The sequence below is a fragment of the Ruegeria faecimaris genome, from assembly GCF_900182615.1.
In the GTDB taxonomy this organism is placed as follows: domain Bacteria; phylum Pseudomonadota; class Alphaproteobacteria; order Rhodobacterales; family Rhodobacteraceae; genus Ruegeria; species Ruegeria faecimaris.
The window spans coordinates 78949-91541 of record NZ_FXTE01000002.1 but is presented as its reverse complement, the minus strand read 5'-3'; the positions used below and the strand labels follow the sequence as shown (position 1 = coordinate 91541).

At 59.6% G+C, this 12593-nt stretch carries 16 protein-coding genes; 11 read left to right on the top strand and 5 right to left on the bottom strand.

Annotation, left to right across the window (positions count from 1 at the left end; all coding sequences use genetic code 11):
- Positions 1-5: 5 nt before the first annotated feature.
- The 3 genes from FN806_RS06685 to FN806_RS06675 are packed head-to-tail and all read right to left on the bottom strand — an operon-like array spanning position 6 to position 1986.
- Positions 6-626: a LysE family translocator gene (locus FN806_RS06685; RefSeq protein WP_142635358.1), complete on the bottom strand. Its 621-nt coding sequence runs from the start codon at positions 624-626 to the stop codon at positions 6-8.
- Positions 626-1222: a metallophosphoesterase family protein gene (locus FN806_RS06680; protein ID WP_142635356.1), complete on the bottom strand. Its 597-nt coding sequence runs from the start codon at positions 1220-1222 to the stop codon at positions 626-628. Before FN806_RS06680 ends, FN806_RS06685 begins: the two co-directional genes overlap by 1 nt.
- Positions 1222-1986 (bottom strand): uracil-DNA glycosylase, encoded by a 765-nt coding sequence (locus FN806_RS06675; RefSeq protein WP_142635941.1) that lies wholly within the window; start codon positions 1984-1986, stop codon positions 1222-1224. Before FN806_RS06675 ends, FN806_RS06680 begins: the two co-directional genes overlap by 1 nt.
- 40 nt (positions 1987-2026) lie before the next feature.
- Here FN806_RS06675 and FN806_RS06670 point away from each other — a divergent pair, with 40 nt between their 5' ends.
- The 10 genes from FN806_RS06670 (at position 2027) to FN806_RS06625 (ending at position 9481) form a co-directional block, all read left to right on the top strand.
- The gene (locus FN806_RS06670; RefSeq protein ID WP_246097178.1) at positions 2027-2686 is read left to right on the top strand and encodes a scavenger receptor class F, member 2; all 660 of its coding nucleotides are present in this window, start codon (positions 2027-2029) and stop codon (positions 2684-2686) included.
- A 74-nt stretch (positions 2687-2760) separates the two neighbouring features.
- Positions 2761-3696, top strand: coding sequence for an aspartate carbamoyltransferase catalytic subunit (locus tag FN806_RS06665; RefSeq protein WP_142635354.1), 936 nt, complete (start codon positions 2761-2763; stop codon positions 3694-3696).
- Positions 3693-4211 carry a hypothetical protein gene (locus tag FN806_RS06660; RefSeq protein WP_142635352.1) on the top strand — a complete coding sequence of 173 codons (519 nt, stop codon included), beginning with the start codon at positions 3693-3695 and terminating at the stop codon, positions 4209-4211. The genes FN806_RS06665 and FN806_RS06660 overlap by 4 nt, the downstream gene beginning before the upstream one ends.
- Positions 4196-4582, top strand: coding sequence for a hypothetical protein (locus FN806_RS06655; RefSeq protein ID WP_142635350.1), 387 nt, complete (start codon positions 4196-4198; stop codon positions 4580-4582). Before FN806_RS06660 ends, FN806_RS06655 begins: the two co-directional genes overlap by 16 nt.
- Positions 4579-5859 (top strand): dihydroorotase, encoded by a 1281-nt coding sequence (gene pyrC / locus FN806_RS06650; protein ID WP_142635348.1) that lies wholly within the window; start codon positions 4579-4581, stop codon positions 5857-5859. The genes FN806_RS06655 and pyrC overlap by 4 nt, the downstream gene beginning before the upstream one ends.
- A complete protein-coding gene (gene plsY / locus FN806_RS06645) occupies positions 5859-6467 on the top strand; it encodes a glycerol-3-phosphate 1-O-acyltransferase PlsY (protein ID WP_142635346.1) in 609 nt (202 codons plus the stop codon). The genes pyrC and plsY overlap by 1 nt, the downstream gene beginning before the upstream one ends.
- A gap of 81 nt (positions 6468-6548) precedes the next feature.
- Entirely contained in the window at positions 6549-7091 is a 543-nt protein-coding gene (locus FN806_RS06640) for a GbsR/MarR family transcriptional regulator (protein ID WP_142635344.1), read from the top strand.
- Positions 7092-7156: 65 nt separating this feature from the next.
- Positions 7157-7993 carry a fatty acid desaturase gene (locus FN806_RS06635; RefSeq protein WP_142635342.1) on the top strand — a complete coding sequence of 279 codons (837 nt, stop codon included), beginning with the start codon at positions 7157-7159 and terminating at the stop codon, positions 7991-7993.
- A gap of 216 nt (positions 7994-8209) precedes the next feature.
- Positions 8210-8686 carry a YHS domain-containing (seleno)protein gene (locus FN806_RS06630; protein ID WP_142635340.1) on the top strand — a complete coding sequence of 159 codons (477 nt, stop codon included), beginning with the start codon at positions 8210-8212 and terminating at the stop codon, positions 8684-8686.
- A gap of 261 nt (positions 8687-8947) precedes the next feature.
- Positions 8948-9481 (top strand): outer membrane protein, encoded by a 534-nt coding sequence (locus FN806_RS06625; protein ID WP_142635338.1) that lies wholly within the window; start codon positions 8948-8950, stop codon positions 9479-9481.
- Positions 9482-9525: 44 nt separating this feature from the next.
- On the opposite strand, the gene FN806_RS06620 is transcribed toward FN806_RS06625, so the two are convergent.
- Complete coding sequence (locus FN806_RS06620; protein WP_142635336.1) at positions 9526-10509, bottom strand: quinone oxidoreductase family protein; 984 nt, start codon at positions 10507-10509, stop codon at positions 9526-9528.
- 195 nt (positions 10510-10704) lie between these two features.
- Between FN806_RS06620 and FN806_RS06615 the strand changes: the two genes are divergently transcribed.
- Positions 10705-11562, top strand: a complete 858-nt coding sequence (locus FN806_RS06615; RefSeq protein WP_142635334.1) for a DUF2189 domain-containing protein — start codon at positions 10705-10707, stop codon at positions 11560-11562.
- Between the two features lie 9 nt (positions 11563-11571).
- Here FN806_RS06615 and FN806_RS06610 read toward each other — a convergent pair whose 3' ends face one another.
- On the bottom strand, positions 11572-12558 hold the full coding sequence (locus FN806_RS06610; protein WP_142635332.1) for an NAD(P)H-quinone oxidoreductase: 987 nt from the start codon (positions 12556-12558) through the stop codon (positions 11572-11574).
- Positions 12559-12593: the final 35 nt, after the last annotated feature.

Genomic DNA, 12593 nt, shown 5'->3' with positions numbered 1-12593 from the left:
TGACGTCAGGCCCTTTCCATAATCGCAAGCCGAATGGCGAGCGCCGTAAAAATCCCTCCGGTCACCCAGCCCATGAAACGCGAGGCACGCGGGTTCGAGACCAAGACTCGGCCCGCGCCACCGGCAAACATGCCGACCATCCCGTTCACCACAAAGCCGCCCACCGCGATGATAAGGCCAAGGGTCAGGAACTGCGGCAAGATTGGCCCCAAGGCCGGGTCCACAAATTGCGGGATGAAGGCCAGCACGAACAGGATGACCTTTGGATTGGTGAGATTGACCAGCAGCCCATCACGAAACGCAAGTTTCCCGCTATGTGCCAGTGCCTCGGCCGGCACAGCACCGTTTTGGATCGAACGCCAGGCCAGATACAGCAGATAGGCCACCCCCAACCAACGGATCACATCAAACAGCCAGGGCAGCGTGGATACCGCCGCGCCAAACCCAAGCCCAGCCAGCAGGACATGCACCATCGACCCTGCAGAAATACCGGCGCTGGCCGCAAGCGCGGGCCGTGCGCCTTTGCGCAGGCCCTGCCCAAAGCAGAACATCATATCAGCTCCGGGTGTGAGGTTCAGAGCGAGCGCAGCCGGTATAAACGCCAGAAGGGTCACAGTTTCGATCATCAATGCAGCTCAAACCAATTTGGTCTGGGCCCCAGATTGGCCACCTGGGTGCGCCCGATTGCCCCGCGATACCCCCAGCTGTCATGGATATGGCCATGCAGAGAAAGCTGCGGCTGCACCCGCTCGATCGCGTCGCGCACCGCGACCGAACCGACGGCGCCGCCCATCGACGTGACATCGCCATGCCCTTTGGGCGGAGAATGCGTAATCAGAATATCGGCAGCGTCGCACCGATCCAGCAACTCGGCGGCCTCGGCCTCGGTCAGATCGCAGGACCAACCGCCAAAAGGCGTCACCGGCACACCATATCCCAGACCAAACAGGCGCATCCCGTCCACAGTCATCCCGGTGCCGTGCAGCACGTGGACACCTTCGGGCACAGCCGCTGTCAGCTCTTGGACGCTTTCGGCATTGCCGGGGGTTAGGACCAGAGGGGCCGAAATGCCTGCAAGCATCTCCATCGCCTGATCCAGCCCTTGCCGCATATTGCAGAAATCACCAGCACCGATCACCAGATCCGCCTCGGCGCTGGCGGCAACCAATTCTACCGCCCGACTGCGCGCCATATGCAGGTCGGAAAAGGCCAGGATGCGCATCACTTGCCCTCCAGCCGGGCCTTCAACTCCAACAGATCTGCCCAGGCCTGCCGTTTCATTGGCGGTTGCCGCAGCAAGTAAGCAGGGTGAAACATCGGGATGACCGGCAGCCCCCAAGCCTGATCCCACTGGCCGCGCAACCGAGTTATACCGCGTTTGCCCAGCACCGCCTGACAGCTGATATTGCCCATCACGACCAGAACCTCGGGCTTGGCCAATGCGACGTGGCGCTCCAGAAACGGCTTCATCATGCCGATCTCTTCGGGCTTGGGATCCCGGTTCTGCGGGGGCCGCCAGGGCAGAACATTGGTGATATAGACGTTTTCGGCACGGTTCAGCTCAATCGCGGACAACATCCTGTCCAGCAACTGCCCGGCCCGGCCAACAAAGGGCTTGCCCTCGCGATCTTCATCCCGGCCCGGAGCCTCGCCTATAATCATCACCCGAGCACCCGGCGTCCCGTCGGCAAACACCAACTGGCGCGCGCCACGTTTCAACTCGCAATGATCAAACGCATCCATCGCAGCGCGCAACTGGTCCAGCGATCCAGCAGTCTTGGCGACTGAATCGGCAATCGCCAACGCATCGACCGGCTTGGGCTTTTCCGGCGCCGCTTGCGCCACGGCGGCTTTTTTGGATTTGGGCGCGGTGTCGGGCAACGCATAGCGGTCCACCGGGGCATCCCCGATCGCTTCCGTCGCGCCCAGTTCAATCTGCCAATCCAGCAGAGCCCGCGCTGTGTGATAATCCAAAGCCGATTCCATAGACCTCAATCTAACCTCCTTTTGACCGAGGGAAAGCGAATTGGCCTTGATTGCGCGCTCGGTCGCACCGACCATTGGGGCAATCATGCTGATCCTGTTTCGAATCCTCTCAATTTGGGCGCTGTTGGCCATGGCCAGCGGGCCTGTTTCGGCGCAGCTGTTTGACCGTAACGACCAGTGCCGCGCGGGTCAGTTCGCCTGTGGCAGCCGCTGTTGTTCCGGCGGGCAGAGATGCAGCTTTGACAACCACTGCATCCCGCTGGGCGGAACCTATTGCGGCGGCGGCCGCAGCTGCGGCCCGTTCGAGCGCTGCGTGGCAGGCGGTCTACGCTGCGCACCCAAAGGAGCCAACGCATGCACCACGCGTCTGGACTGCCCCGGCGACAGCTTTTGCAACGCGCGCGGGGAATGCCAGCGAAACACCCCCGAATTCGACCCGGATTCAGCCACCAGCGGCAGCCCCATCACCTGTGACGACGGCTTGACCTGTGCGGCCGGATCATCCTGCCTGCCAGGCGGAGGATGCGCACAGCCTGGTTGGTTCTTGTGCGAGAAAACCGGATCGCAATGTCGCCCTGGATTCAAATGCTCGGACCATCAGGGATGTGTCCCGGTTAAGGCCGTCGACTGCGGCTATGGCAAATGGTGCAAACCCGGCGAGCAGTGTTTGCCTGAAGGCGGATGCGAGAAACTGCCCTAACGCCTTGATCCCAAGGTTGCCTTGCGCGGCGCGGCTTTCTATAAGCGGGCCGATTGTCAGACAGGAGTCCGCCCATGCGTTTCGCCCATCGTCACCTTCTTGGCATCGAGCACCTGTCCCAATCCGATATTACTGCCATTCTTGATCTGGCCGAGACCTATGTCGAGATGAACCGGCAACCGAACAAGCACTCGGATGTGCTGGCCGGGCTGACGCAAATCAACATGTTCTTTGAGAACTCGACCCGTACTCAGGCCAGTTTCGAACTGGCAGGCAAGCGGCTGGGTGCGGATGTGATGAATATGGCAATGCAGGCCAGCTCGATCAAAAAGGGTGAGACGCTGATCGACACGGCGATGACGCTGAACGCAATGCATCCCGACCTTCTGGTGGTGCGGCACCCGCATTCCGGCGCGGTTGATCTGTTGGCGCAGAAGGTGAATTGCGCCGTACTGAACGCAGGCGACGGGCGGCATGAGCACCCGACACAGGCGCTGCTGGATGCGTTGACCATTCGCCGCGCCAAGGGTCGCCTGCACCGGTTGAACATCGCGATCTGCGGCGACGTCGCCCATTCCCGCGTGGCGCGGTCGAACTTGATCCTGCTCGGCAAGATGGAAAACCGCATTCGCCTGATCGGCCCACCAACGCTGGTCCCCAGCCAATTTGCCGAGTTTGGAGCCGAGATCTATGACGATATGAACGAAGGCCTTCAAGACGTCGATGTCGTGATGATGCTGCGCCTTCAGAGAGAGCGGATGGATGGCGGGTTCATCCCCTCGGAACGTGAATACTATCATCGCTACGGGCTGGATGCCGCCAAACTGGCGCAGGCCAAACCCGATGCCATTGTAATGCATCCCGGCCCAATGAACCGCGGGGTCGAGATTGACGGAACGCTAGCCGATGATATCAACCGCTCGGTCATTCAGGAGCAGGTTGAGATGGGTGTCGCCGTCCGCATGGCTGCGATGGAACTGCTGGCCCGCAATCTGCGCGAGGCCGCATGAGCGATCTGGTCGTCGCATCCCATGAACACGGCGTTATCCGCCTGTTCGCACTCGACATGCGCCCGGAAGAGGCCAAGTTTCTGCGCGAACCCGGAGCCGCCGATCAGATTCTAGGGGTAGCGGGGCTGGATCCCGAACAGGTTGACGTCTTTCCCGTCTCGGACCTCGAAGACCTTGGCCTCTATGGCTATCTGACCGAGGGCTGCGACGTGTCCGCAGATCAGCTGGACCACACAGCGCTGGATGCGATTGACGGCTGGGTTCTGGTGGTCCACAGCGCCGCATTTCGCGGTCGTGCAGCCGCTTTGCGCCCCGACCGCAGGCTGCGCCTGATCGGCCTCTACACCGAAGAAGCAACAAGCTGGGCAGGTGGCCGGATTGAGACGGAAAGCGCGAAACCGTATTCGGCGCCGCAATCCGCACCGCAAAATGACAGACCGCGTCGCATGGGCTCTGCGGTTCTGGTGCTGCTGATCCTTCTGGTTATCGGAGGTGCCCTATGGCTGATCCTGTGACTTTCCCACCCGACAAAGGGGCCTATATCCGCACCAACACGTGGATGGCAGCCGCGGCTATGGCAGGGGCCATGATCATCCTTTGGCTGATCGGTAATCCCTATGTGTGGACCGGCGCGCCAGCGGGCCTTGCTGCAATCGGCATTCGTGCGTGGTATCTGGCCTCAGAAGAGCTGACGGCCGCGTGGGAAATGACAGACACTACTCTGACCGGCCCTGGCCCGCGCAAAGTGGCGCTGAACCAGATCGAGGCTGTCAAAACCATGGGTAGCTTTGTTCAAATCGTCACAAAAGGCGGGGACAAGCACCTGATCAAGTATCAGGCAGATCCCGCTGCTACCAAAACCGCTATTGAAAGGGCCATGGCATGAGCAATCTGATCTTCACCAACGCCCGCCTGATCGACCCCGAAACTGGCGCGGACGCACCGGGATGGGTGCATGTGGCTGATGGCCGTATCGTGGCCAAGGGCGAAGGTGCGGCCCCGTCGATTGACGCGCAGGTCATCGACTGCGGCGGGCATTGCCTGGCACCGGGCATAGTCGATCTCGGCGTCAAGGTTTGCGAGCCGGGCGAGCGGCACAAGGAAAGCTATAAATCCGCAGGCCTGGCGGCGGCGGCAGGGGGTGTGACCACGATCGTGACGCGCCCCGATACCTTACCCGCCGTGGACACGCCGGAAACGCTGGAATTTGCGACCCGGCGCGCACAGGCGGATGCCCCGGTCAACGTGCTGCCCATGGCGGCCCTGACCAAAGGGCGCGAAGGGCGCGAGATGACCGAGATCGGATTTCTGCTGGATGCCGGTGCCGTCGCCTTTACCGACTGTGATCATGTCATTGCAGATACCAAAGTGTTCACCCGCGCGCTGACCTATGCGAAATCCTGCGGTGCGCTGGTGATCGCCCACCCTCAGGAACCGGGGCTGAGCGCTGGCGCCGCCGCCACCAGCGGCAAATTCGCCGCCTTGCGCGGATTGCCCGCCGTTTCCCCAATGGCCGAGCGTATGGGGCTGGACCGCGACATTGCGTTGCTGGAAATGACCGGTGCGGCCTATCACGCCGATCAGATTACCACCGCCCGCGCCCTGCCCGCGCTGGAACGGGCCAAGCGGAACGGGCTGGACATCACTGCTGGCACCTCGATCCACCATCTGACGCTGAATGAGCTGGACGTGGCCGACTATCGCACCTTCTTCAAGGTCAAACCTCCGCTGCGGTCGGAAGATGACCGGCAGGCTGTCATCGAAGCGGTGCGGGCAGGTCTGATCGACACGATCAGTTCCATGCACACGCCACAGGACGAAGAAAGCAAACGCCTCCCGTTTGAAGAGGCGGCCTCGGGCGCGGTGGCGCTGGAGACTTTGCTGCCTGCGGCTTTGCGCCTGTACCATTCTGATCAACTGGACTTGCCGACTCTGTTCCGCGCGATGGCTCTGAACCCAGCTAAACGACTGGGTCTGGACAGTGGTCGCTTGTCTGAGGGCGCGCCGGCCGACCTGGTTCTGTTCGATCCGGATGTGCCCTTTGTGCTGGACCGGTTCACGCTTAGATCCAAATCGCAGAATACGCCATTTGACGGCCAGAGGATGCAAGGTAAGGTCACCGCAACCTATGTGGCAGGCCAAGAAGTTTACCGGAGACCCTGATGCCCCTGATCGACAGTACGATGACCCAGCTGATCCTCTGGGCCGCGATTGGATACCTGATGGGGTCGATCCCCTTTGGCATGATCATCGCCAAGGTGATGGGACTGGGAAATCTGCGCGATATCGGGTCGGGCAATATTGGGGCGACCAATGTACTTCGCACCGGCAACAAGGCCGCCGCCGCGCTGACTCTGATCTTTGACGCCGGTAAAGGAGCCGCTGCCGTCTTGCTCGCCCGTGCCATGGCCGGGGAAGACGCCGTACAGGTCGCCGCATTGGCCGCGTTTCTGGGCCACTGTTTTCCAGTCTGGTTGGGCTTCAAAGGTGGCAAGGGTGTCGCGACCTTTCTGGGCCTCTGGCTAGCGCTTGACTGGGGCGTGGGCATTGCCTGCTGCATAACTTGGCTGGTGGCCGCTGCCATCTGGCGGATTTCGTCGCTTGGGGCCCTTGCAGCAGCGTCCCTGTCTACAACCTGGGTCATGGTTTTGAGTGACGGGTCGACGTTTATTCTGGGAATCGTCCTGACATTGCTTGTGTACTGGCGCCATGCCGCCAATATCTCGCGCATCAAAGCTGGCACCGAACCCAGGATCGGGTCCAAGACCTGATATCCGCATGAGTTAATTGGTTCTTGATCGAATCATTTCTATCTGTAATTTCTGTTATTACAGAAATTACTGGATACAATCATGCACCTTACTGAATCCATGCGCGACTTTATCCTCCATTGGGGGGAAATGGGTACCAAGTGGGGTGTGAACCGCTCGGTCGCGCAAATCCACGCGCTATTGCACATCTCGCCCGAACCGATGACTGCAGATGAGATCTGTGAAACGCTCGGGCTGGCCCGCTCGAACGTCTCGACCGGGCTGAAGGAACTGCAAGGCTGGAAGCTGATCAAAGCCAGCCGAAGCCTGGGTGACCGGCGCGATCACTTTCATTCGATCCGGGACATGTTTGACCTGACCAAAGCTGTGGTCGAAGGCCGCCGCGAACGTGAATATGCGCCCACCTTGGCCGCGCTGCGTATCGTTGCCCAAGAGGCTCAGAATGACGGCACCTCGCCCAAAGTGCGCCAGCGGATTGATGAGACGTTAGAGACCATGCAAATGTTCGACGACTGGTATGTCGATGTGAACCGTCTACCTCGCCGCGTTCAACTGGCAATCGTCAAACTTGGTGGACGCATCGCCCGGCTGCTGCCAAAGGGACAAGGAGACAAGTCGCCCTAAAAATTTTATCCTCAAATTTCTTTCAATACAGAAATCTCAGAATATGATGTAATAAGGAGCATGACATGATCCAGCCCAAACGCCCGCCCGAACGCGCCCCGAAAGGCATCCAATGGGCCGACCTGGTTCCCCTGAACCGCTGGGACAAGATCAAGGAACTGATGCTGCCGCTGCCTTGGCTGCTGCTTTCTCTGACGCTCTACAGTACTGCCCTCTGGCCACTTGGTGCTATGGCCAGCTTTCTGTTCTTTCTGTGCGCCCTGCGCCTGAACCACGAAGCGATCCATGGCAATCTCGGGCTGTCGCGGCGGCAGGATTCCTTGGTGATGCATGTGCTCAGCGCGCTTATGTTGGGTTCTAATCACGCTTTCTGCCAATGCCACCTGCTGCATCACAAACACGCCATGGGTCCGGGCGATTGCGAGGGGAATTGCGGGCACATGACCCTGGCGCAGGTCTTGGTATACGGACCCCGGTTTCCCTTCGACATCAACCGTGCGGCCTGGCGGGTCGCCAACGCCAAGGCCCGTCGCCGCATCCTGATCGACTGGGGGCTGGTGCTTGCCGTGATCGCCGCTGCTGTGCTGAGCGGATCGCAAACCCTGCTGCTGCACGTGGCTGCGATGAGCACAGCCCAATGCCTTGCCGCCCTGTTTGCGGTCTGGATAACCCATCAGGGCACGCATGACAGTGGCGTTGCCGCGCGCAGTCAGCGCGGGGTGCTGGCGCGGCTGGCCTATCTGATGTTCTACCACCGCGAACACCATCTGTTCCCGAAGGTTCCTGTCAGCCGGTTGCCCGTTCTCGCGGATCGGCTGGAACGTTCGGTTGCAGGATATGCCGCAAGTCGCAAGCCGGTCATCGGCTGGCTGGAACCCCGCCGGTTCCGGGTAGAACCCTAATCCTTACTGATACGCGCACCCAAGGATCCTGAGCGGAAATGCACAGGATCCGTTTGCCAGCACACAATCACCTTTAGTTGTTTTGAACGTGATCAATACGCTGCCCACTTCGGGGTCGTGGCGGCCAATTACCGACCGCACGGAACAAAACAATCAGGGTTGCCCAGACTCAATTACGGAATCCCCCGGCAGCTCGATTCACGAAAGGTGAAAACAATGAACAAGATCAAATCCCTTATCGGCGGCGTCGCGCTGTCTGTTGCCATCGCAAGCTCAACTCTGGCTGCAGGCGTCGAACTGAACGCAAGTTCGACCGGTCTGGCGCTACAGGGCTATGACCCGGTCGCTTACTTCACCGCTGGCGAAGCCACCAAGGGCGATTACCGCATCACTGCGCTGCACAACGAAGCCTTGTACCGCTTTGCCTCGGAAGAAAACAAAGTCGCGTTTGAAGAAAACCCCGATGCCTACCTGCCCGCATATGGTGGCTATTGCGCATTCGGCACCGCGATGGGCTTCAAGTTTGACGGCGACCCGAACTACTGGAGAATCGTCGACAACAAGCTGTACCTGAATCTGTCCGCAGATATTCAGGAACGCTGGGAAGGCGACATCCCCGGCTTTAACGAGCGCGCCGACACCAACTGGAAAGATATCGCCGACAAGAGCCCTTCGGAATTGCAGGCGCAATAATCCGCCCAAGAAAAACACCGGATCGGCGGCAGTTCACCCTGCCGCCGATTGTCATTTGAAACCGCCATTTTTCGCCCTAATTGTTCAAACAGGAACGAGCCCCATTAACGCGGGCCAGTGCCCCAAGGCAGTGGCACAGAAATCAGGTACGGAAACAGCCAAAAAACAGCGATCCGGTCGTCAGACCGGGCCCTGGCAATACCACGTACAAATGAGCAGCACAGGTTTGCTGAAGACCAATTCGAAAGAAAGGTTAACAGAATGACAGGAAGATTTTTTATTGCGGCCTTTATCGCCTCTATTGCGACCGGAGGCGCCTCGGCGCAATCCTCGGGCAACTGGACGGGCTTTTACGGCGGCCTTCAGGTCGGCTATGCCGATATCGACACCAATGTTTCGGGCGTCGACGGTGATGGCGCGATTGGTGGTATCGTGTTGGGATATGATTATGATCTGGGGGATTGGGTTGTCGGTGGCGGCTTTGACTATGACTGGACCAGCATTGAACTGACCCCCGGCGTCGAGGTCGAAGACGTTTGGCGCCTGAAAGCACGCGCCGGATACAAAGTGACTCCGGTGGGGCTGCTATATGGTATCGGGGGCTATGCCGAGGCGAGTACGGACAATCTTGGCAGTGACGATGGTTGGTTCATCGGCGCTGGGTATGAACAGATTGTCGCCCCCAATGTCAGCGTTGGAGGCGAAATCCTGTATCACGAATTCAACGATTTCGATTCGACCGGAATTGATGTGGACGCGACCACAATCCAGGCCCGCGCCACCTACCGGTTCTAAGAAAACAGTGACGGAACCCGGCACAAACGCCGGGTTCCTTTCATTTACAGTTCAAGAACTGTGCTGCCTGTGGTTTGGCGCGCCTCAAGTGCGCGATGGGCCTCGGCCACCTGATCCAGCGGGAACCTCTGATCAATGTGGATTTTGACCTCGCCGCCTTCGACCTTGTTGAACAGGCGCCGCGCCATGGCCTGACAGACCGCGTGGTCCGAAATATGTGTGAAGAGCGTTGGCCGCGTTATCTTGAGCGATCCTTTCTTGGCCAGAATACCGATATCAATCAGAGGCACCGGGCCCGAGGCATTGCCGAACGAGATCATCATGCCAAGCGGTTTCAGGCTGTCGAGCGATCCGTCAAACGTGTCCGACCCGATGGAATCCATCACCGCGTCTACGCCTTTGCCTTTGGTGATCTGCGCGACACGCTCAGCAAAGTTCTCGGTCCGGTAATTGATGCAATGCGAGGCACCGTTGAACTGCGCCAGACTGCATTTTTCATCGGTTCCGGCAGTACCGATCAACGTGATCCCCTCGGATTTGGCCCATTGGCAGGCAATCAAGCCAACACCCCCGGCAGCTGCATGAAACAGCACGGTATCCCCGCGTTTCAGCGGTGTGGTTCGATGAAACAGATATTCGACTGTCATCCCCTTGAGCATCATCGCCGCCGCCGCATCAAAAGAAATTCCATCCGGAAGCGGGCACACCTGTGCGGCGGGCATGACCCGTGCCTCGCAATAGGCACCGGGCGGAGAGGCAGCATAGGCCGCGCGCTGCCCGGGTTCCAGATGCGTTACACCTTCCCCGACGGCATCGATCACGCCAGCGGCCTCCATGCCCAAAGCCTGAGGCAGATCCAGCGGATACAGCCCAGTGCGCTGATATACATCAATGAAATTCAGCCCGCAGGCATGATGACGAATACGAACCTCACCGGGGCCGGGTTCACCAAGTGGGCGATCTTCGATCTTCAGAACCTCGGGGCCGCCGTGTTCATGGATGACGACGGTTCGTGCCGTTTTCTGCATGTTGTCCTCCTCTAGCCTCAGGCCAAGCTAACATGCCTGTGACGCAGGGCAATCGACACGATTACGCGAGGCGCAACCCAAACGCGAAAATTTGTGCTATACTATGCCCAAGGCGTTGCTGGCTGGTCCGGCCAAAAGCAACAAGTCGCCGGATTGACCCCGCTGCGCAACATCGCAATGCAGGAGGGGACGGCAATGGACAAAACGATTGGCAATCCGATCACCTGGGCGGCACGGAACATAGGTGCAACCGGGGATCACCTAGCTGAAAACATCAGCCATATCGGCAGCGCGGATACACGGCACCTGCCAGTGGTTCGTACGCTGACGATGGATGATCTTTGGGCCTGCCTGAGGGCAGGATACAGCGATTTTCTGGATACAAGGGCCGATGCGATATTCGTGGTGCTCATCTATCCGATCGCAGGTTTTCTGATGTTCGGAATTGGGCTGAACACAAACATGGTTCCACTGCTGGCACCGCTGGTTGGTGGTTTTGCGCTTGTGGGTCCGGTAGCCGCCCTTGGCCTGTACGAAATCAGCCGCAAACGAGAACAAGGTGGCGAGGCTGGATGGCTGGATGCGTTTGGCGTGTTCCGGTCCCCTTCCCTGGGTGCAATTCTGGCTTTGGCGTTTTACATGGTCATGCTGTTTCTGGTCTGGCTGATGGTCGCGCAGAGCATCTATGTTCAGACACTCGGCCCTGACCTGCCCGCGTCGCTGGGTGCCTTTCTAACCCAAGTGTTCACCACCGCCGCTGGATGGACCATGATCTTGTTCGGGCATGCTGTTGGGTTTCTGTTTGCCCTCGTCGCCCTGGCAATCAGCGTCGTCAGCTTTCCGCTGCTGCTGGACCGCAAAGTGGGCGTTCCGGTCGCCGTGGTGACATCCGTACGGGTGTTGCGTCGCAATCCGGGCGTCATCCTGAGCTGGGGATTCATCGTTGCCGCGCTGCTGGTCATCGGAGCGATCCCGATGTTGCTGGGCCTGATCGTCGTGATGCCGGTACTGGGCCACGCCACCTGGCATCTCTATCGGCGTGCTGTGGCCTGAAACATAGCTTTATCCCGCAACTTTCAGAACAATCTTGCCAATATGGCCAGAGCTTTCCATCCGGGCATGGGCCGCCGCCGCATCAGCCAGATCAAACTCACTATCCATGACAGGGGCAACTTTTCCCGCCTCGAGCAAAGGCCAGACCGCTTCGTGCAGATCCGAAGCGATTTTTGCCTTGGCCAGATCGCTTTGCGGGCGCAGAGTACTGCCAGTCAAGGTCAGGCGTTTGACCATCATAAGCGCAAAATTCAGTTCGACCACGGGCCCCTGAAGGAAGGCTATCTGCACCAGCCGTCCATCCTCGGCCAGCGCCTTGACGTTGCGTGGGATATAGTCGCCGCCCACCATGTCCAGTATCAGGTTCGCCCCGCCCTCGGCCCGCATCGCGGCTACGAAATCCGCGTCACGGTAGTTGATCGCCTGTTCGGCACCCAGCTTTTCACAGGCCTCACATTTTTCAGCCGAGCCTGCAGTGGCAAAGACCCGAGCGCCAAAGGCATTCGCCAGCTGAATCGCCGTGGTGCCAATACCGCTGGAACCGCCATGAACCAGAAACCGCTCACCAGCCTTCAGGCAGCCGCGCATAAAGACATTGGACCAGACCGTGAAAAAGGTCTCGGGCAGGCAGGCGGCCTCTTTCAGGCCCATCCCCGCAGGCACCGGCAAACAATGCGCCGCAGGTGTGGCCACATATTCGGCATAGCCGCCGCCCGGCAGCAAAGCACAGACCTGATCGCCAACGGATAGGTCTTCCGCCCCCGCCCCGACGGCCACGACCTCACCCGCGGCCTCAAGACCCGGCAGATCACTGGCACCCGGAGGTGGATTATAGGCACCGGCGCGCTGCAGAGCGTCCGGGCGGTTCACCCCCGCATAGGCGACTTTGAGGATCACTTGACCGGCCAAAGCTTGGGGCATCGGGCGTTCTGTCAGTTGCAGAACATCCGGACCGCCGGGTTCGGTGATTTCAACGGCGCGCATCATCTGAGTCATGGGTAGATCTCCTTTGGCCAATGCCTAGCAGGCTG